Source organism: Rhizobacter sp. OV335 (genome assembly GCF_900142965.1).
GTDB lineage: Bacteria > Pseudomonadota > Gammaproteobacteria > Burkholderiales > Burkholderiaceae_C > Rhizobacter.
The window spans coordinates 122,063-142,078 of record NZ_FRCQ01000020.1; the positions used below are offsets into that span (position 1 = coordinate 122,063).

18 protein-coding genes are annotated in these 20,016 nt (G+C 70.3%); 5 read left to right on the forward strand and 13 right to left on the reverse strand.

What is annotated here, in order from left to right; all coding sequences use genetic code 11:
• Positions 1–7 precede the first annotated feature (7 nt).
• From BUE42_RS20235 to BUE42_RS20285, 11 genes are all read right to left on the reverse strand, one after another.
• On the reverse strand, positions 8–1,177 hold the full coding sequence (locus tag BUE42_RS20235) for a serine/threonine-protein kinase (protein ID WP_073467090.1): 1,170 nt from the start codon (positions 1,175–1,177) through the stop codon (positions 8–10).
• A 9-nt stretch (positions 1,178–1,186) separates the two neighbouring features.
• Positions 1,187–2,110, reverse strand: a complete 924-nt coding sequence (locus BUE42_RS20240) for a PEGA domain-containing protein (protein WP_073467091.1) — start codon at positions 2,108–2,110, stop codon at positions 1,187–1,189.
• A 120-nt stretch (positions 2,111–2,230) separates the two neighbouring features.
• The gene (phnF, locus tag BUE42_RS20245; protein WP_073467092.1) at positions 2,231–2,959 is read right to left on the reverse strand and encodes a phosphonate metabolism transcriptional regulator PhnF; all 729 of its coding nucleotides are present in this window, start codon (positions 2,957–2,959) and stop codon (positions 2,231–2,233) included.
• The gene (locus BUE42_RS20250; protein WP_083614321.1) at positions 2,956–4,050 is read right to left on the reverse strand and encodes a TIGR03364 family FAD-dependent oxidoreductase; all 1,095 of its coding nucleotides are present in this window, start codon (positions 4,048–4,050) and stop codon (positions 2,956–2,958) included. Before BUE42_RS20250 ends, phnF begins: the two co-directional genes overlap by 4 nt.
• Positions 4,047–4,889: a phosphonoacetaldehyde hydrolase gene (gene phnX / locus BUE42_RS20255; protein WP_073467093.1), complete on the reverse strand. Its 843-nt coding sequence runs from the start codon at positions 4,887–4,889 to the stop codon at positions 4,047–4,049. The genes BUE42_RS20250 and phnX overlap by 4 nt, the downstream gene beginning before the upstream one ends.
• A 1-nt stretch (position 4,890) precedes the next feature.
• Positions 4,891–6,000 (reverse strand): 2-aminoethylphosphonate--pyruvate transaminase, encoded by a 1,110-nt coding sequence (locus tag BUE42_RS20260; RefSeq protein ID WP_073467094.1) that lies wholly within the window; start codon positions 5,998–6,000, stop codon positions 4,891–4,893.
• Between the two features lie 29 nt (positions 6,001–6,029).
• Positions 6,030–7,721 carry a putative 2-aminoethylphosphonate ABC transporter permease subunit gene (locus tag BUE42_RS20265; protein ID WP_073467095.1) on the reverse strand — a complete coding sequence of 564 codons (1,692 nt, stop codon included), beginning with the start codon at positions 7,719–7,721 and terminating at the stop codon, positions 6,030–6,032.
• Positions 7,718–8,836, reverse strand: coding sequence for a putative 2-aminoethylphosphonate ABC transporter ATP-binding protein (locus BUE42_RS20270; protein WP_073467096.1), 1,119 nt, complete (start codon positions 8,834–8,836; stop codon positions 7,718–7,720). Before BUE42_RS20270 ends, BUE42_RS20265 begins: the two co-directional genes overlap by 4 nt.
• A complete protein-coding gene (locus BUE42_RS20275; protein WP_073467097.1) occupies positions 8,833–9,384 on the reverse strand; it encodes a phosphonate degradation HD-domain oxygenase in 552 nt (183 codons plus the stop codon). The genes BUE42_RS20270 and BUE42_RS20275 overlap by 4 nt, the downstream gene beginning before the upstream one ends.
• A 7-nt stretch (positions 9,385–9,391) precedes the next feature.
• Positions 9,392–10,417, reverse strand: coding sequence for a putative 2-aminoethylphosphonate ABC transporter substrate-binding protein (locus BUE42_RS20280; RefSeq protein ID WP_073467098.1), 1,026 nt, complete (start codon positions 10,415–10,417; stop codon positions 9,392–9,394).
• An 80-nt stretch (positions 10,418–10,497) separates the two neighbouring features.
• Positions 10,498–11,244 carry a 5'-methylthioadenosine/adenosylhomocysteine nucleosidase gene (locus tag BUE42_RS20285; RefSeq protein WP_073467099.1) on the reverse strand — a complete coding sequence of 249 codons (747 nt, stop codon included), beginning with the start codon at positions 11,242–11,244 and terminating at the stop codon, positions 10,498–10,500.
• Positions 11,245–11,356: 112 nt separating this feature from the next.
• Here BUE42_RS20285 and BUE42_RS20290 point away from each other — a divergent pair, with 112 nt between their 5' ends.
• On the forward strand, positions 11,357–12,085 hold the full coding sequence (locus BUE42_RS20290) for a DUF1161 domain-containing protein (protein WP_073467100.1): 729 nt from the start codon (positions 11,357–11,359) through the stop codon (positions 12,083–12,085).
• Between the two features lie 7 nt (positions 12,086–12,092).
• On the opposite strand, the gene BUE42_RS20295 is transcribed toward BUE42_RS20290, so the two are convergent.
• Together BUE42_RS20295 and BUE42_RS20300 are read right to left on the reverse strand one after the other, a co-directional pair.
• On the reverse strand, positions 12,093–13,169 hold the full coding sequence (locus BUE42_RS20295; RefSeq protein ID WP_073467101.1) for an alkene reductase: 1,077 nt from the start codon (positions 13,167–13,169) through the stop codon (positions 12,093–12,095).
• A 172-nt stretch (positions 13,170–13,341) separates the two neighbouring features.
• Complete coding sequence (locus BUE42_RS20300) at positions 13,342–14,451, reverse strand: protein kinase family protein (protein ID WP_073467102.1); 1,110 nt, start codon at positions 14,449–14,451, stop codon at positions 13,342–13,344.
• Positions 14,452–14,524: 73 nt separating this feature from the next.
• On the opposite strand from BUE42_RS20300, the gene BUE42_RS20305 reads away from it, so the two are divergent.
• From BUE42_RS20305 to BUE42_RS20320, 4 genes are all read left to right on the forward strand, one after another.
• Positions 14,525–15,559: a LacI family DNA-binding transcriptional regulator gene (locus BUE42_RS20305; RefSeq protein WP_073467103.1), complete on the forward strand. Its 1,035-nt coding sequence runs from the start codon at positions 14,525–14,527 to the stop codon at positions 15,557–15,559.
• A gap of 86 nt (positions 15,560–15,645) precedes the next feature.
• Positions 15,646–17,508: a leucine-rich repeat domain-containing protein gene (locus tag BUE42_RS20310; protein WP_073467104.1), complete on the forward strand. Its 1,863-nt coding sequence runs from the start codon at positions 15,646–15,648 to the stop codon at positions 17,506–17,508.
• Positions 17,509–17,648: 140 nt separating this feature from the next.
• On the forward strand, positions 17,649–19,358 hold the full coding sequence (locus BUE42_RS20315; RefSeq protein ID WP_083614322.1) for an alpha-glucosidase: 1,710 nt from the start codon (positions 17,649–17,651) through the stop codon (positions 19,356–19,358).
• A 13-nt stretch (positions 19,359–19,371) separates the two neighbouring features.
• A partial coding sequence (locus BUE42_RS20320; RefSeq protein WP_143171641.1) for an ABC transporter ATP-binding protein occupies positions 19,372–20,016 on the forward strand: 645 nt, incomplete at its 3' end.

Here is a 20,016-nt window from a genome sequence, read left to right on the forward strand (position 1 = left end):
GTATGGCTCAGCCGAACACGATGGAGAGGCTGGTGAACAAGGCTGCCGCCAGCGTCGCCGCCAGCAGCCAGGGCCCGCGCCGCCAGCGCTGGCGCGGCGGCGGGGGCGTCACCAGCAGGTCGCCGTCGCGCAGCCGTGCCAGCGCGGCCTCGGAATCGAAGCGCCGCGACACCGACAGCAGCGTCATGTCGGGCGCGAACGACGCGCGCGTCATCGACTGCGTCGTCGCGAAGCTCTGCGCGAGCGGCGTGAACGAGGTCATCGACACGCCGCTGCCGAGCGGCGCCTCGGCGTCGGCGGCTTCGTCATCGGCCGCGCTCGACAGGCTGCCGCGGCAGGCCAGCAGGTCGGCGGCCAGCGCCTCGGCGCTCTGGTAGCGGTCGCCCGGCTGCTTGGCCAGCGTCTTCGCGACGATCAGGTCGAGCACCACCGGCACGTCCGGGTTCAGCCGGCTCGGGATCGCCGGCTCGGCATGGCCGATCGCATACATCAGCTGGTTCACGTCGGCGCCGTTGAACGGCGTCGTGCCGGTCAGCATCTCGTGCAGCACGACGCCGAGCGAGAAGATGTCGGCCCGGTGGTCGATCTCGTTGCCGGCGATCTGCTCCGGCGACATGTATTTGGGCGAGCCGAGGATGGTGCCGGTCTGCGTGATCACGTCCGACGTCGGAATGCGCGCGATGCCGAAATCCATCAGCTTCGCGTGCCGGCCGTGCACCAGCATGATGTTGGCCGGCTTGATGTCGCGGTGCACCACGCCGCGCGCATGCGCGACGCCGGCGCCCAGCGCCACCTGGCGCACGATGTCGACCGCCATCGCGAGCGACACCCGGCTGCTCGCGAGCCGGTCGCGCAGCTCCACCCCCTCGAGCAGCTCCATCGCGAGGTAGGCCCAGTCGCCGTCGCGGCCCACGTCGTACACCGTCACCAGGTTCGGGTGGTTCAGGCCGCCGGCGGCGCGCGCTTCCTGCTGGAAGCGCACTGCGTGCTCGGCGGCGGCATCCTCGCCCATGTACAGCGTCTTCAGCGCGACCGGGCGGCCGAGCTGCTCGTCATCGGCGCGGTACACGACGCCCATCGCACCGCGGCCGAGCTCCGACTGGATGCGGTAGCGGCCCAGCTGCGGCGGGATGCGCGGGTCGATGTGCGTGTGGATGACGGTGTCCGGTGAGTTCATGGCTCAGGCTCAGTTTCCGAGCCGGCGGCGCAGGTCCTGCCAGAACCCACCCTTGCCCTGCTTGCCGGCCTTGGCCGGTTTCGGGGTCGCGACGAAGCGGTGCTGGATGGTGATGCGTTCGCCCGGTGCGACCTGAACCTCGGTACTGTACGGCGGGAAACCGGCCGCGGTCAGTTCCAGCGTGTGCGGGCCGCTCGCGAGTTCGATCTGCGCCAGCGGCGGCGTGCTGCCCTTGTGCTCGCCGTCGACCGACACCTCGGCCTGCGGCTTCACGTCGAACACGATCACCGCGCCCTGGGTGGCCTCGCGCCACTCGTCCAGCCCCCAACGCACCGCGATGCCGCCGCCGATCAGCAGCGCGCTGCCGACGATGCCGGCCAGCAGCAGCCGGCGCTGGTACTGCAGGCTCGCCTGCGGGTTGATCGCGAACAGCTCGTGCGTGCGCACCTGGTCGTCGATCGAGGTGCCGGCCAGCTCGAGCCGGCGCGCGGCGCCCGGCGAGTTCACGTCGAGCGCGTCGCGGAAGCTGCGGGTGGCCAGCATGCGGCCGGGCTTCGCGAAGGTGGCGATGGCCGCCGCGGTGCTCAGGCCGTCGCCCATCAGCGCCGGGCCGCCCTGGGCGTCGGTCACCAGTTTGACGGCGCCGTGGTTCAGGCCGACCACGCAGCGCCGGCTGCGGCTCTTGCGCGCGAGGCGCTGCGCGACGTCGAAGGCCACCAGCGGATCGGCGGTGATCACGATCGCGATGCCGTCGCGGGCGTCGAGCACGACGCGCTCGCTGGCAGGAACTGAGTCCAAGGCCGCCGCGGCGCGCGCTTCCAGCCGGGCCTTCAGCGTGGCCTGTTCGGCCACCGACGAACTGCCGAACTCCCGGATGCGGGCGAACACGACGCTCGCAGGCTTCGCGGTCGGGACTCGGTTTTCTTCGGGCATCGGGGGGCAAGCGTTTGGATCGGCAATGGGAGACGCGATTGGAAACGCATTTGAGCCTACCACCGCCCCTCTCCCGGTGGCGGGATGCAACCGGTTGTGCCATACGTCACGCCGATGGCCTCAAGGCTCGACGAGCACCTGCACCATCGCGCTGTTGAACCGGGAGATGCCGTACTCGATCGGCCGGCCCGCCGCGTCGACATAAACGCTCTCGACGTAGAGGATCGGCGTCGCCGTCGGCTGCTTCAACTGGCGCGCCACCGCCCTTTCCGGCAGCTTCGCGGTCACGCGGCCGAGGCGCCGCTCAAAGGTCTCGACGCCCAGCCGCGCCAGCGCCAGGTGCGTCTTGCCGAGTTCGCGGTAAACCTGCGCGATGCCGGCGAAGCGCGGCAGCGGGAAATACTGCGTGCAGACGCCGACCACCTTGTCGTCGACCACGTCCAGCGAATCGACCTGCACCACGCGGCTGCCGGCCGGCAGCTCCAGCAGCGCCAGCACCTCGGGCTCGGGCACCCGCTCGGCGTCGTGCGTCAACCGGCTCGCGCCGACCCGCCGCGCCTTCGCGAGGCTGTGCGCGAAGCGGCTGCGGCGGCCGAGCGCGTAGTCGATCGCTTCTTCGCGCACGAAGGTGCCGCGGCCGTGCAGCACCTCGACCAGCCCGCGCTCGGCCAGCGCCTTCACGGCCTGGCGCACGGTGTGGCGGTTGACGCCGAAGCGGCCGGCCAGCTCCAGCTCATTGGCCAAGCGGCCGGTCACGCGGCCGCCGAGGATGTCGTCGGCGAGCGCCTTCTCGATCTGCAGCCAGATCGAGACGCCTGGGGTGCGGGTCAGCGGCATCACGGCGCTCATGCCGCGATCACCCGTTCCGCCAGCGCTGGCGCAATGCTCATGCCGACGCCGGCGGTGATCGCCACCGCCTGCACCCGCGGCGCCGGGTTCAGCACCTCGAACGGCCGCGGCCCGCTCGCGTACACGCCCTGCCAGCGCTGCAGCACGCGCAGAGGCCGCCCGAGCAGGTCGCCGGCGAGGGCCAGCAGCAGCTCGTCGATGCGCTCGTCGTGGAACGGCTCGACGGTGCCGCTGTAGTGGTGCGAGTCGCCGACCACCAGCTCGCCGGCCTCACCCAGCTGCTGCACGATCAGGTGGATGCCGTGCTCGATCAGCTCGGGCGTGTCGCGCTGCACCCGGCTGCGCAGCGCGTCGATCCCGGGGATGCCGGTGAACGACGGGTAGTGCAGGCACGACAGGCCGGTCAGCAGCGCGCTGCCGTAGCGCGGCCCCGGGTTCGCGAGCCGCAGCATCTGCAACGCGCAGCGCTGCAGCACGAGCGGCGCGAAGGCGTCCGGGTACAGCGTCAGGAAGTCCGATCCGCTGCAGACGATGGCGCGGTCGGCGTCGAAGCGCCCGCGCGAGGTCTCGATCCGCGGCAGCGTGATCGCATGCACCTGCGTCCTGTAGTGGAACTCGACACCATGCCGTTCGGAGAGCCACAGCGCCAGCGCCGGGATCGCCTCGCGGGCTTCGAACGCGATCTCTTGCGGGCTCGACAGCGCGCCGATGCCATTCAGCTGGTGGTCCGCCAGTTGCGCTGCCGTCCGCAATTGCGTGCCGTACTCGCCGCCTTTCAGCGCGTGGAAGGACTGCAGCAGCGCCCATTCCTCGGCGTTGCGGGCCACCGTCAGGCTGCCCTCGGCGCGGTGCCAGGTGCCGATCGCCGGCAGCAATTCAAGCCACAGCGCCCGGCTGCGCCGCGCCAGGTCGAGCATCTCGCCGGCCGGCTGGCCGACCACCAGGCCGAGGCCGAAGTTGCGCACCGAGGCACCGACTGCCCACGCGTCGCACTCGAAGACGCGGACCTGCCACCCTTGCCGCGCCGCGGCCCAGGCGTGCATCAGTCCCACGACGCCCGCGCCGACAATCGCCAGCCGCTTGGCGGTCACGGTTTCTCGCCGCGCGCGAGCTGCGCCTCGATCTGCGCGATCACGCCCGGCAGCTCGGCGATGCTGTCGATCACGTGATGCGCGCCCGATTGCGCGAGCTTCGTCGCCGCCCGCAGACGGTGGGCCTGCAGCGCCTCGGGCGTTGTCGCCTCCAACTCCGCCAGCGTCAAGCCGGCCTCGTTGCCCGACAGCGACAGCCCGACCGTCCACATGCCGGCCGCCAGGCCTTCCTCGATGCCCGGCACCGTGTCGTCGACCTTCACGCACGCGGCGAGCTCCCGGATGCCGAGTTCGATCACGTTGGCCAGCGCCATCCATGGGCCGGGCCGGCCGCCCGGCTTCAGGTCGTCGGTCGCGACCGCGTGGTCCATCTTCAGCCCCTGCGCGGCGGCGTGCGGCAGCAGCCGGTCCATCACGACGCGCGGGTAGCCGGAGCACGAGCCGAGCTTCAGGCCGCGGGCGCGCAACGCGGTGACGACGTCCAGCGCGCCGGGGATCAGCGTCGAGTACTGCGCGACGCGCTCGACCTGCAGCGGCATGAAGGCGGCGTACAGCGCGTCGACATCGTCGCGGCCCATCGAATGGCCAAAGCGCGCCTGCCAGCGCGCGGCGACGCCGGGCTGCTGCCCCAGCGCTTGGATGTGGTCCCACTTCGCAAGGCCCATCGGCACGCGCGCCTCGGCCAGCGTGATCTCGATGCCGAAGCCGGCGAAGGCGTCGATCAGCACCTGGGTCGGCGCGAACGAGCCGTGGTCGACCAGCGTGCCGGCCCAGTCGAAGATGACGGCCTGCAGCGGGCCCTGGTAGCGGCGGGTGTGGCGGTACGGTGCCTGGTTCATGTCAGTGCGAGGTCAGTTGAAAGCCCATCTCGTCGAGCGCATGGCCGATCGCGTCGACCGCCTGCCCGATCTCGGCGCGGCCGATCGCGCCGATGCAGCCGACGCGGAAGGTCTCGACCGCCGTCAGCTTGCCGGGGTACAGCACGACGCCGCGCGCCTTCACGCGCTCGTAGAAGTCTGCGAAGTTCCAGCCCGGCCCGGCGGGCGCATGCACCGTGACGATGATCGGCGCCTGGATCGCGGCCGGCAGGAAGCTGCGCAGTCCCAGCCGCGCGAGCCCGGCCAGCAGCGCGTCGCAGTTGTCGCGGTAGCGCGCGAGGCGCGCCGGCTGGCCGCCCTCGGCGTCGTATTGGTCCAGCGCAGCGGCCAGCGCGGCGAGCACGTGGGTCGGCGGTGTGTAGCGCCATTGCCCGGTCTTCTGCAGGTAGCGCCACTGGTCGTGCAGGTCGAGCGACAGCGAATGCGCGTGGCCCTCGGCCTGCGCCAGCGCGTGCTCGCGCGCCAGCACGTAGCCCAGGCCGGGCACGCCTTCGAGGCACTTGTTGCTGCTGGCGATCACCGCGTCGAAACGCAGAGCGCGGGCCGACAGCGGCAGCGCGCCGAAGCCGCTCATCGCATCGATGATGAGGCGCCGGCCGGCGCGCTCGACCACGTCGGCGACCGCCTGCAGCGGGTTCAGGATGCCGGTGCTGGTCTCGCAGTGGATCACGCCGACGTGGGTGATGGCGGCGTCCGCGGCGAGTGCGCCGGCGACACGGGCCGGATCGACCGCGTCCGCTTCGCCGAAGTCGAGCACCTGCACCGCGCGGCCCATCACCGCGGTCAGCCGCGCCATGCGCTGGCCGTAGGCACCGTTGACCAGCACCAGCAGCTTGCCGTCGCGCGGCAGCAGCGTGCCGATCGCGGCTTCGACGGCGAAGGTGCCGGAGCCTTGCAACGGCACGCAGACGAAGTCGTCGCCGCCATCGATCACCGCCAGCAACCGGCGGCACACGTCGGCCGTCAGCGCGTTGAAGCGGCCGTCCCACGAGCCCCAGTCGGTCAGCATCGCCATCTTGGTGGCCAGGCTGGTGGTCAGCGGGCCGGGGGTCAACAACAAGGGTTCACGCATCGGAACATCCGGGTGGAAAAGAAAAGGGATCAGGGCTGGCGCCACGCCTGCGACTGCCGCCCGAGCCAGGCCGCGAGCGCGTTGATCAACAACGTGGCGGCGAGCGAGCTGACGACGATCAGCGTGGCCATCGCGGCGGCAGCGGCCGTGTCGCCGGCGTCGTCCATGCCCAGCACCGCGATCGACGCGAGCGTGGTGTCGGGCGTGTAGAGGAACACCACCGCGCTGACCGTCGTCATGCTGGAGACGAACAGGTAGCGCGCGACATCGAGCAGCGCGGGCAGGCTGATCGGCAGCGTCACGCGCAGGCAGGCCGTCCACCACGCGCGCTTCAGGCTGCGTGCGACGGCTTCGATCTCGCCGTCGACCTGGCGCAGCGCGGTCACCATCGTCAGGTGCGCCGTCGTGTAGAAGTGGGCGACGCCGGCCGCGACCAGGATCGCGAGGCTGCCGTACAGCGCATGCAGCGGGTTGCCCGGCGCGTTGAAGAAGAAGATGTAGCCGAGCCCGAGCACCAGGCCGGGCACCGCCATCGGCAGCAGCACCAGCGCGCGGATCAGCGCGGCCGGTGCGCGCGGTGCCGGGGTCTTCAGCGTCAGGTACGCGGTCGTGAAGACCAGCAGCGTGCCGGCCGCCGCGGTCAGCGTCGACACCACGAGGCTGTTGCGGAACGCGCCCCAGCCGCCGCCGTCGACATGGTCGAAGTCGAAGTGCGCGAGCGTCGGCACCAGCTTGTAGGGCCACAGCTGGATCAGCGACGCGGCGATCGCGGTGCCCAGCAGCGCCAGCAGGAACAGCGAGACGGTAGCGCACACGGCACCGAGCGCGCCGTCGCGCACGCGGTTGCGCCCCGGCCGGTACGCGACCGAGCGCCCGCCCATCGCCGCGCCGTGGCGGCGCGCGAGCCGCCGCTCGACCGCGAAGCTCAGCAGTGCCGGCAGCAGCAGGATCAGCCCGATCACCGCGCCCTTGCCGAAATCCTGCTGGCCGATCACCTGCTTGTAGGCCTCGAGCGCCAGCACCTGCGTCTGGCCGCCGATCACCTTCGGCACGCCGAAATCGGTGACGACCAGCGTGAACACCACCATGCCGGCCGACGCGAGCCCGTAGCGCGCGTTCGGCAGCGTGATCGTCAGGAAGCGCCGCAGCTTGCCGGCGCCCAGCGATTCGGCCGCCTCGTACAGCCGCGCATCGGCCACCGCGAGCGCGGTCGCCAGCACCAGCAGCGCGTGCGGGAAGGTGTAGAAGACCTCGCCCATCACGATGCCGATCGGCCCGTAGATCGACGCGCCACCCAGCCACGACTTCAGCAGCCCCTGGTTGCCGAACAGGTAGACCAGCGAGATCGCCGGCATCAGCGACGGCGCGAGCAGCGGCGACAGCGCGACCAGCCGCCACACCGGCCGGCCCCATAGCCGCGAGCGCGTCAGCGCGAACGCGAAGGCGAGCGCCAGCGGCAGCACGATCGCGGTGGTGGCGAGCGCGATCCAGACACTGTTCGACAGCGCGCTGCGCAGCCGCGCCTCGCCGAGCAGGGCCTGCAGCTGCGCGAGGCCGGTGAAGCTGCCGTCGCGCGCCTGCACCGCCTTCACGAGGATCGCGGCCAGCGGCCCGGCCAGGAACAGCACGAACACGCCGGCCAGCAGCCACACCAGCAGAGCCGCCACATGTTCGTCGGCGCTGCGCTGCAGGCGCGGGCCGCTCCAGGCGAGCGTGGTCACGGCGATGCGTTCTCGAACAGCCGCAGCCGCTCGGCCTGCAGCGTCACCGGCACGCGCTGGCCCGGCACCAGCGCATCGAAGCCGGCGTCGTTCGGGCTCACGTCGGCGAGGATTTCAACTTCTCGCGCGGCACACAGCGACAGCGTGGCGCGCCGCACGCCGCCCATGAAGTCGACGCGGTCGACGCTGGCCATCAGCGTGTTCGCGCCGGGTGCCCAGTGCGGCTGCACGCGCACGTCTTCGGGCCGGCAGAACAGCGTCGCGCTCGACAGCCCGGGCGCGATCGTGTCGGCGCAGGCGATGCGCACGCCGCCGAGCTGGAACGCACCCTGCGTGTCGCGCTGCACCGGCAGCCAGTTGGCGCGGCCGACGAAATCGGCGACGAAGCGGCTGGCCGGCTGGCGGTACACCTGCTCGGGCGTGCCGACCTGCTCGATGCGGCCCTGGTTCATCACCGCGATGGTGTCGGCCAGCGCGAGCGCTTCTTCCTGGTCGTGCGTGACCATCACGGTGGTGACGCCGAGCTTGCGCTGCAGGCTGCGCAGCTCGCGGCGCAGGTGCTCGCGCACCTGGGCATCGAGCGCCGACAGCGGCTCGTCGAGCAGCAGCAGGCTGGGCGAGGTGGCGAGCGCGCGGGCCAGCGCGACCCGCTGCTGCTGGCCGCCCGACAGCTGCGCCGGGTAGCGCGCCGCGACGCCGGCCAGCCCGACCAGGTCGAGCAGCTCCTGCACGCGGCGCGCACGGGCGGCGCGGTCGGTGCGCAGGCCATAGCCGATGTTGGCGGCGACATCGAGGTTCGGGAACAGCGCGTACGACTGGAACACGATGCCGTAGTGGCGCGCCGCCGGCGGCAGCCGGCCGATGTCGCGCCCGTCGAGCCACAGCGTGCCGGCGTCCTGCGGCTCCAGGCCGGCGAGGATGCGCAGCAGCGTCGTCTTGCCGCAGCCCGACGGGCCCAGCAGGCAGAGGAACTCGCCGCGGCGTACCGCGAGGTCGATGCGGTCGAGCGCGGTGAAGCGGCCGAAGCGCTTGGCGATGCCGTCCACGCGCAGCCAGCCGGGCTCGGCCACTGCTTGCGTCGGTACCGCACCGACATGGAAGGCCTGCGGCTTCATGCGCGAACCCGCAGCAGCGCCGCGACGCGCGGCAGGAAGTGCGTGATCGGCGGCGTCGCGAGCCCGACCACCTTGGCCGCGTCGTCATGGCGGCGCAGCCGGATCGCGCGCTCCGCCTGCTGGTGGCTCCTGAACGCCGCGGCCGCGCGCGGCGTCATCGCACCGCCCTGCAGCGCGAGGCTGTGGCGTGACGCGTCGGACAGCGCGTCCTCATACTCCGGCTCGATCGCGCACAGGTAGCGCTTGGCCTCCACGTGCAGCCCGATCGGCTCGACCACGTCGGCCGGCAGCCACGGCCGCAGGAAGGGCAGCACCATGTGCTGGTGCAGGTCGTCGATGCCGCTGGCGAGCGCGTCGTCGCGCTGCGCGCTCAGCAGGTGGCCGAGGTCGTGCAGCAGGCAGGCGACGACCAGCGCGTCGTCGTCGCCCTGCTGCTCGGCGGCCCAGGCGCACTGCAGCGCATGCTCGGCCTGGCTGATGGCCTCGCCGCCGTACAGCGACGAGCCTTCGCGGGCGAACAGCGCCTCGATCGCGGCGGGAGTCAACACACGCAGGTCACTTCTTCGGTTCGGACTTGCCGTCGTAGCGGCGCGTCCATTCGGCCAGGATGCGCTCGCGGTTCGCGGCCGACCACTTCAGGTCCTGCTGGATCAGCAGCTGCTCGTAGTTGGCCGGGATCAGCGGGTTGGGCTTCGCGACGCCCGGGTAGGCGACGATCGCGAAGTTCTTCTCGTACAGCTCGTTGGCGCCCTTCGAGGCCGACCAGTCGGCGAGGCGGCGCGCGGCCTCGAGGTTCTTCGTGCCCTGCATCACCGCGGTGGCCTCGACGTCCCAGCCCAGGCCGTCCTTCGGGAACACCAGGTCGATCGGCGCGCCTTCTTCCTTCAGCTTGGCGGCGCGGTACTCGAACGCGATGCCGATCGGGAACTCGCCGGCCGCCGCCTGCTTGCAGGGCTTGGAGCCGGAGTGGGTGTACTGCGCGATGTTGTCGTGCAGCCGGTCCATGTAGGCCCAGCCGTCCTTCTCGCCGTACATCTTGAGCCAGGCCGTCACGTCGAAGTAGCCGGTGCCGCTGGAGGCCGGGTTGGGCATCACGACCTTGCCGCGGTACTCGGGCTTCAGCAGGTCCTTCCAGGTCTCGGGCTTCTTCAGGCCGATCTTCGCGGCCTCGACGGTGTTGAAGCAGATCGCGGCGCCCCACACGTCCATGCCGACCCAGCTGGGCACCTTGGCATCGTCGACGTAGGCCTTGCTGAGCTTGTCGACGCCCTTGGGCGCATAGGGCTGCAGCATGCCTTCCTTCTCGAGCACCAGCAGCGAGCTGGCGGCCACGCCCATCACCACGTCGGCCTGCGGCGCGGCCTTCTCGGCCAGCAGCCGGGCGGTGATGATGCCGGTGGAATCGCGCACCCACTTGATCTTGACGCCAGGGTTGTCGGCCTCGAACTGCGCCTGGTAGGACTTGATCTGGTCGGCCTCGAGGGCGGTGTAGACGGTCAGCGTGGTGTCGGCGGCATGGGCCAGGCCTGCGGCGAGCAGGGCCAGCGCGGCCAGCGAGGGGGCGAAGCGGCGAGCGTGCATGGGAACTCCGGGGTGGACAACGGGGCCCACTCTAGGAATCGCCTGTGACGTCGTCGTGACGTCTAGATGACTTCGAGGCGTCAGGCTCGGCGCGGCTGGGCGAGCAGGGCCGTCACGATCGCCCGCGTGTAGCCGCTCGCGACCTCGGCGATGAAGCGCTTGAAATCCACGTGCGCCGCATCGTCGGCCCGGTCGGAGACCGTGCGCAGCACCGCGAACGGTACGCCGAAGTCATGGCACACCTGGGCCACGGCGGCGCCCTCCATCTCGACTGCCAGCGCGTCCGGGAAGTACGCCTGCAACCGCCGGCTCTCGCCCGCACTGCTGACGAAGCGGTCGCCGCTGAGGATCAGCCCGCGCCGCAGCTGCGGATCGCGCACGCCGAAGTCATCCAGGTGAGCGCGTTGCAAATGGGCCAGCACCGACGTGGCGGCCGCCCGCACCTCGGCCGACAGCGCCGCATCCGCCTCGAAGTGCGACAGCCCGTACAGGGGCACCTCGTGGCGCGGGAACAGCGGTGATGCATCCATGTCGTGCTGCAGCAGCGCGTCGGCCACCACGATGTCGCCGACGCGCGCCGGCCCGAGGCCGCCGGCCACGCCGGTGAACAGCACGCGCTCGACGCCGAACTCGGCCAGCAGCAGCGTCACCGTCGTGGCGGCCGCCACCTTGCCGATGCGCGACAGCACCAGCACCGCGTCGTGCGCGCCGAGCCGGCCGGTCCAGAACTCGCGCCCAGCCCGCTGCACGCAGCGGGCCCCGGACAACCCGTGCTGCAAGCCGTGCAGCTCCTGCGCCATGGCGCTGACGATCGCGATGCGTGACATCTTCACATGATGCCTGTGAAGCCCGGATTCACGATGCGCCGGACATGGCGTAACCTCCGTCGCCATTGCGCTCACTGGGAAGAGCAGTCGAACCACTCATGAGGCACACGCATTGACGTTTTCATCTTTCAGGCGCCGTCTGGCGCCATGGCTGCTGGGCGCCACCCTCGGGGGGGCGGCGGCGCCGGCGCTGGCGCAGTCACCGGCCTGCGACCAGTTCAAGGACACGGTCGCCACGCGCATCCCGCCCGAGGCGCTCGGCACGCTCGTCATCGCGGCGGCCTCGACGCCGGTGCCGCCGGGCGCCAAGGTGGTCGGCACCTGCGACGGCGGTGCCTTCAAGATCCTTCACTACCGGCGCGGGCTGACGCCGCAGGCGGCGACTGTGGACAGCGCAGCGAGCACGCCAAGCGCAGCGAGCCCGGCGAGCGCGGCCAGTGCCGTGGCAACGGCCCCGCGGGTGGCGGCGCGTGCGTCCGCGCCGGCCGCGGCGGCGTCCCGGCCCGAGCCGGCGAAACCGGTGGCCGCGAAGCTGCCGGAACCCGTGAAGCCGGCGGCGCCGAAGCCGCCGGAGCCCGCGGCCAGCCCGGTGGCGATGGCCCCCGCGGTCGCGCCGCCGGTGGTGCCCGACACGCGCGACGAGCCGCTGATGCGCGATCCACCGCCGCAGCCGTCGTCTGACGGCCCAGGCCTCATCGCGACAGCGACCGACGCGCTGGTCGAGCACTGGCCCTGGACCCTGGCCGCCGTCCTGCTGGCGCTGGGGGCCTGGGGCTGGTCCTGGTTCTCGCACCGCCAGAGCTACGACGCGGCGGGGTTGCCGCGCGGTCCGAAGCTCTGACCCGGGCTCAGCTCGCCAGCACCGCGTAGTCGGTGTAGCCCTTGGTGCCCGGTGTGTAGAAGGTCGAGAAGTCCGGTGCGGTCAGCGCCGCGTCCTTCTTCATGCGCTCGACCAGGTCCGGGTTCGAGATGAACGGGCGGCCGAAGGCAACCAGGTCGGACTGGCCGGCCTGCAGCACCTTCTCGCCGCTCGCGCGGTCGAAGCCGCCGGCCAGGATGAACGGGCCCTTGAAGGCCTCGCGCAGCGCGGCCTTGGTGGCGGCCGGGATCGGGGGCGCGCCCATCGCCGAGTGGTCGAGCTCATGCACGTACAGCAGGCCGAGCGCCGACAGTTCCTTCACGAACGCGACGTACTGCTCGTCGACGCCGTCGAACGGGCCGGTCGCGTTGTAGACGCCGTGCGGCGACACGCGGATGCCGACCTTGCCGGCGCCGATGCGGGCGACCACGGCGCGCACCACTTCGAGTGCGAAGCGGTTGCGGCCGGCCGCGCTGCCGCCATAGCCGTCGGTGCGCTGGTTGACATTGCCGTTCAGGAACTGCTCGATCAGGTAGCCGTTCGCGCCGTGCAGCTCGACGGCGTCGAAGCCGGCCTCGATCGCGAGCTGGGCCGAGGCCGCGAACTCGGCGACCGCGTGGTCGATGTCGGCCTGCGTCATCGCGCGTGGCGCGGTGTGCGGCTGCATGCCTTTCGCGTCGGTGTGGATCTCGCCGGGCAACACGGTGGCGGTCGGGCCGAGCACCTCGGCGCCGGCCGGCATGTTGATGGTGCTCGAGACCCGGCCGGTGTGCATCAGCTGGATCGCGATCTTGCCGCCCTTGGCGTGCACCGCATCGGTCACCAGCTTCCAGCCGGTCGCGTGGGCGGCGTTGTACAGGGCCGGCATGCGGATGTAGCCGAGGCCGTTCGGCGACGGCGAGGTGCCTTCGGTGATGATCAGCCCGGCGCCGGCGCGCTGGGCGTAGTAGTCGGCCATCAGCGCGTTCGGCGTGTTGGCCTCGATCGCGCGGTTGCGCGTCATCGGCGACATCACGACGCGGTTGCGCAGCGTCAGCGTGCGGAGGGTGGTCGGTTCGAGAAGCATGGGGCGGTCCTTGGAGATCTGGCTGAACTGATCCGGAAATTGTCCGGAAAGGTCGGCATCGTAGGACCGGCAGACCCCGGCTGTCGGGGGCTGTCAGGAGGCCTTTTCAGGCAGAGGCCATTCGCGCCGGCGATGCATGCCGAGGTCGCCTGAGGTAAATGCGAGCCGCGGATCAGGCTCCGGGCAGCTGGAAGGCGACCGCCTGCTGCCGACGGCGCTCGTACAGCGCGATCAGCGCGGGCCGGTCGAGCGCCGCCTCCGCGGCCGGCCACACGCGTTGCGCCGCCAGCGCCGGGTGGCGCAGGCGCAGCGCGGCCAGCAGCCAGTCGGCGCGCTGCAGCGTCGTCGGCGTGCAGGTCTGGCCCTTCAGGTCGTCGTCGAGGTCGGTGGCATGTGAGCGCCAGCCTTCGCGCAGGTACAGGTCGGACAGCGATCCGGCGAGCGCCGTGCGCCAGCCGGCGCAGAGGCCGTCCAGCCACTGCAGCACGGTGGGCGTGGCGCCGTCGGCGGCCAGCGTGCTGCGCAGGCGCTCGTACGCCTCCAGCGCGATCAACTTCTCGATGCGGAAGGCGCGCAACGCGGCATCTGCACCCAGCTCGCTCTCCAGCCGCAGCAGCCAGCCGAACACATGGCGAGATTCGATGCGCTCGGCCAGGTGGTGCTGCGGCGCGCTGAGGCCGGTGCCGGCGCTGTTGAAGTGCCGCAGCGGGTCGAAGCGATACAGGTAGCCGTAGTCGAACAGCCAGACCTGCCGGTCGTCGCGCAGCACGTTGCCGGGGCAGAAATCCCATTCGAAGAAGCCGGCGCGCAGCAGCGCGAGGCCGGTGTCGAACAGCTGGCGCAGGCCGGTTTCGTCCCAGTCGTTCACGCGGCTGCCGGCGATCCATGGCGAGACGATCAGGCCTTGCTTCAGCGACGCGTAGACAGTCGGGCTCAGGCCGGGGCGTTGCAGCGCGGTCATCTCCGAGCGGCGCTGCACCTCGTTGAGGAACGAGGTCTGGCCGTCGACGCCCTGCACCTTGCAGATGCTGCGCGCGCGCTTGACGGCCCAGTCGTGGCCGCGGGCGTGCACGCGGAACACCTCGGCGGTGAGGCCGCTGTCGTGCAGCTCGCGCACCGCGGGGTGGCGGGCGTCGAGGTGCATCAGCTCGTCGGGGGGCAGCGGGCAATCGGCCGCATCGCCGACGACGAGGTCGCGGCCGGAGGCGACCCAGTCGAGCTGGCGCTGGCGTCGCAGCTCTTCGATGTCGGTGCTGGTGTCGTTGGGCGGCAAGGTCGTCATGGCGGGGCGGATTCTGCCGGGTGCAACGCTATAGTCAACGCGCCCTGTCAGCCGCTGCCTCTTCTCCGATCCGATGTCGAAACCTGTTCCCGAACGTTCGCGACTCACGCTGGCCGATGTGGCCGCGAGCCTGGGCGTGAGCCGCACGACGGTCTCGAACGCGTTCAACCGGCCGGAGCAATTGTCGAAGGACCTGCGCGAATCGATTCTCACGCGCTCGCGCGAGCTCGGCTACTACGGCCCCGACATGATGGCCCGCGCGCTGCGCCGGCGCGAGCTGCGCGAGGTGGCGGTGGTGTTCCACCACGACCTGCGCTATGCGTTCGGCGACGAGCTGAGCCTCGACTTCCTGCGCGGCGTCACGCGCCAGCTCGACCTGCGCGGGCTGAGCCTGCAGCTGATCCCGAAGCTCGGCCGCCAGCTGCTGCTGCAGGCCGCGTTCCAGACCACCGCCGATGCGCTGATCGTGCATGCCGAGATCGGCCCCGAGGTGGTGCCGCAGGTGCAGGCGGCGCACAAGCCGATCGTGCTGGTCGACACGCAGGTGCCGGGCACGCCGTCGGTGTGCCTGGACGATCGCCAGGGCGCGGCGCTCGCGATGGGCCATGCGCTGGCGGCGCGGCCCGATGCGGTGCTGGTGATCACGTTCCCGCTCGACGATGCCGAGCGGGCGAGGGCGCTCGCGCCCGATCCGGCGCGCAGCCCGTTCGTCACGTCGGAGCGGCTGAGCGGCTACGCGCAGGCGGTGCGTGCGCAGGGCTTCGACGAACGGCGGGTGTTCTGGGCGCCGGTCGACGACAGCGAGCCCGAGGCGGCGGCGGTGGAGGCCGCGCAGGCGATGCGCGAGCGGTTGGCGCCGTACCGCCGCATCGCGCTGGTCGCGATGAGCGACCGCATGGCGCTGGCGGCGCGCAGCGTGATCGTCGACTGGCCGGGCACGACGCTCGTGGCCGCGGTCGGCTTCGACGACATCGCGGCGGCGCGCGCGGCCGGGCTGACGACGATCCGCCAGAACGCGGTCGTGAAGGGTGAGACGGCGGTGCGCATCGTGCTCGATGGGGAGGATTCGGTGCTGCTGCCGCTGGAGTTGATCGTTCGCGACACGTAGCCTGCTGGTGCTCGTGCACCGCAACGGGTGGAACGCAATCCGAGGCGCCGTTACTCAGTCTGTCCAGTCGCTTTCAGGAGAGGTCGATGGACGAAGTCACCCACCGCAGAGGCGGCACGGCGGGCGCGCGACGCATGACGCCGTCAACGCAGGAACTGACGATACGGGAGGTGCTGGCCAAGATCGGGGCAAGCAACATCCCCATGGCTCTGCGCAGCAGCGTCCTGGAATTGGATCAGTCATGGAACAGGTCCGGGCAGTCAAAGGCATGGCTGATGAACGAGTGCCTGAAAGCAGGAAGGCCGGACCTGCTTGCGGCGTTGCTCAACAAACACGGGGCGGATCGCCTGACCGGCATTCGAGATGGCGCAGCACACGTCGCCGATCTGTTGATGGCCTGTCCCTCCTTGGTCCATGTCGAGTTCTGCCGCGCACCGATCAGTGATGACGCGGCGCGAGTGCTGGTGATTGCCTTGCGCGAATGTCAGGGTTTGACGGGCCTGGTACTGCGCAACTGCGAGATGTCGAACGATGCTCTGGGCACGATTGCCGATGGGCTATCGGAGATGCATCGCCTGCAGGCCTTTGGGATCAAGGCGCGCAGTGGAGCAGGGTTGCGTGAGTTGGGTGCGGGCATCGCTCGCTCGACGCTGGCTTCGCTCTGGCTTGCGGTGCCAGACCTGACTTCAGACGAGGCGAAGAAATTCGGCCGGAGCCTGCAGGGCAACCGCACGCTGACGATGCTGCAGCTCAGCGCGGACTCCTCTGGAGTGCTCACGTCCGTGCTGGAGGCGCTGGGTTCCGCTCTGCCTCGTCTGGCAGGCATGGGTCTGCAGGCCGACGTGCCCTTTGGCGACGCGTTCTGCAAGCGGCTCGGCAGCTGGATCGAAACCCACCACGTGCTCGCGAGCATCAGCGTTCGGCCTGGTATCCAGGCTTCCGAGAGGTCGGTAGCCCGGCTGTGCGCCGCCATCGACCGCCACTCCGTCAAGATTGACTTCGACGCGAGAAGCGTGCCCGTGGCCTTGTTGGAGGTGTCGAGAGTCTTTCCCTACCGACGGTTGATCGTCCCCGCAGGCGCAATGCGCATTGCTGCACTCGCGTTGTTGAGCAAGTCAAAACTTTGGCGTGGATTGCCCGGCGAGTTGGCGAAGGAGATTGCGTCGACGCTCGTTGGCAACGGCTCGCTGCGCGAACTCTGGCGCTTGCGCGGGGTGATGGGCGTCCGCAAGAAGAAGTTGCGCCAATCTGCGATGCTCGCCCGAAGCACCCGCCACTGCAAAAGGTTCGCAACAGGCCGAGGGCGCCGGGATTCACCAAGTCAGCCGGATCTCGATGCCTTCATGCACTTCTGGCGTTTGCAGCTTTCCGCGATCGAGCTTCAAGAGTCCGATGCATTGCTGTTGCGGGAATGGGGTCCGGGCTCGAAGACACGTTCTGAACGTTCGCCCCAGCATCACGCGTTTCACGGCAAGCTGATGGAGATCGGACGGCAGCTGGTTTCCGAGCATTTGACGCTGGTCGGTCGGTGGATCGACGAGGGAAACGACGACGCAGCCGCTTTCGCGCTGGACTCCCTGCAGCGATTGGCAAGGGAGCACGGCTTCGACCACGAGGGCAAGGCAGGCGAACTGAACCAGCGGTTGACGCTCGGCGAGGTGCGCTACGAGCGGCGGAATGCTTGTGGCTATCTTGCCCGTTCGATGTTCTGGGTCATGACCTCTCTTCTCCTCGCGGACGGTGTCCTGGATGCAGTGATGCGCCATCTCTTCGATCCAGACCGCGGGTACGGTGTCGGCGCCCCGCGGCCTTTCGAAGAGGCAAGGAGCCAGCGTGGAACGGCCTTCTACGGAATGCTCGGTTCGATCCTGGCGCTGTACATCCTCATGCGGTTCGCGGATCAATGGGTGGATGCCACCACCCGTCGGCTCCGGCTACCCCAGCTGTGAGGGTTTTGCCGCTCCGGAATTGCGGGTAAACCCTCTCTTTCTCGATTCAGTTGCCCGCATAAAGTGGCGCCCAACCTGCAGAAGCATCGTATTTGTAGTCAAACTACAACGCTCATGCGGCCGTTCTGAACCCGATCCGCATGACCGACCTCGCCACTGCACCGCGCTACGCACCCGCCGCACCCTCACGTTCCGCCCACCGGCCGGCGGCCGATCCCGCCGCTTGGTGGCGGGGCGCCGTGATCTACCAGGTCTACCCGCGCAGCTTCGCCGACCACAACGGCGACGGCATCGGCGACATCGCCGGCATCGTCGACCGGCTGCCGTACATCGCGAGCCTCGGCGTCGACGCGATCTGGGTCTCGCCGTTCTTCCGCTCGCCGATGAAGGACTTCGGCTACGACATCGCCGACTACCGCGACGTCGACCCGCTGTTCGGCACGCTGGCCGATTTCGACCGCCTGATCGCACGCACCCACGAGCTCGGCCTGAAGCTGATGATCGACCAGGTGCTGTCGCACACCTCGGACCAGCACGACTGGTTCCGCGAGAGCCGCGCGAGCCGACGCAACCCGAAGGCCGATTGGTACGTGTGGGCCGACCCGCGGCCCGACGGCACGCCGCCGAACAACTGGCTCAGCGTGTTCGGCGGCTCGGCCTGGCAGTGGGATTCGCGCCGGCGCCAGTACTACCTGCACAACTTCCTCGCGAGCCAGCCCGACCTGAACTTCCACTGCACCGAGGTGCAGGACCAGCTGCTGGCCGACATCCGCTTCTGGCTGGAGCGCGGCGTCGACGGCTTCCGCTTCGACGCCTGCATCTTCCACTTCCACGACCGGCTGCTGCGCGACAACCCACCGGCCGAATCGCGCGACACCCGCTCGGTCGGCGAGAGCAACCCGTATGGCATGCAGCGCCACCTGCACGACAAGACGCAGCCGGAGAACCTCGCGTTCCTGCAACGCGTGCGGCGGCTGCTCGACGCGCACGGCGCGGCCAGCCTCGGCGAGATCGGCGACGACGATTCGCTGAAGACCATGGCCGACTACACCCGCGGCGGCGACAAGCTGCACATGGCCTACAGCTTCAACCTGCTGACCGCCGAGCGCAGCGCCGCCTACATCCGCCAGCAGGTCGAGGACCTCGAGGCGCAGATGCACGACGGCTGGGCCAGCTGGTCGTTCGGCAACCACGACGTGCCGCGCGTGCTGACACGCTGGGGCGGCCCCGGTGCCGAACTCGCCTACGCGAAGGTCGTGACCGCGATGCTGATGAGCCTGCGCGGCAGCGTCTGCTGGTGGCAGGGCGACGAACTCGGGCTGACCGAGGCGGAGATCCCGTTCGAGCAGGTGCAGGACCCGTACGGCCTCGCGTTCTGGCCGGAGTTCAAGGGCCGCGACGGCTGCCGCACGCCGATGCCGTGGGTGCACTCGCAGCCGCACGCCGGCTTCAGCCAGGGCCGCGCGGTGCAGCCGTGGCTGCCGGTGCCGACTGAGCATGCGGCGCGCGCGGTCGACGTCAACGAGCGCGATGCCGCATCGCCGCTGCACTTCATGCGCCGGCTGCTGGCCTGGCGCCGGCAACAGCCGGCGATGGTCAGCGGCGACATCCGCTTCGTCGATGCGCCGGAGCCGGTGCTGGCGTTCGTCCGCTCGCCGGAAGCGGGCGTCGAAGGCGCGTCGCTGCTGTGCGTGTTCAACCTCGGCGGCGAGCCGGTCAGCGTCGACCTCGATGCGCCTGCCACCACCGTCGTCGCGGCGCAGCTCGATGCAGCACTGCAGGGCACCCGCAGCGGACGGCGCTTCACGCTGCCGGCGCACGGCCTGTATTTCGGCGAACTCGCCGCCTGACCGAAAGCGCACCATGGCCGACCTGCAACTGAAGTCGCTGCGCAAGGCGTTCGACGAGGTCGTGATCCTGCACGGCATTGACCTTGAGGTTCGCGACGGGGAGTTCCTGGTGTTCGTGGGCCCGTCGGGCTGCGGCAAGTCGACGCTGTTGCGCTGCATCGCCGGCCTCGAGGACATCACGTCGGGCGAGCTCTACATCGGCGGCGAGCTGGTGAATGACGTGCCGCCGGCCAAGCGCGGCATCGCGATGGTGTTCCAGAGCTACGCGCTGTACCCGCACATGACGGTGGCCGAGAACATGGCGTTCGGGCTGCGGCTGGCCGGGTACTCGAAGGACGAGATGCGCACCGCGGTGCAACGCGCGGCCCAGGTGCTGCAGATCGAGCACCTGCTGGAGCGCAAGCCGAAGGCACTGTCGGGCGGCCAACGCCAGCGCGTGGCGATCGGCCGCGCGATCGTGCGCAAGCCAGGCGTGTTCCTGTTCGACGAGCCGCTGTCGAACCTGGATGCGGCGCTGCGCGTGCAGATGCGCGTGGAGCTGTCGCGGCTGCACCAGGAACTCAAGACCACGATGATCTACGTGACGCACGACCAGGTGGAGGCGATGACGCTGGCCCACCGCATCGTCGTGCTGAACGCCGGACGCATCGAGCAGGTG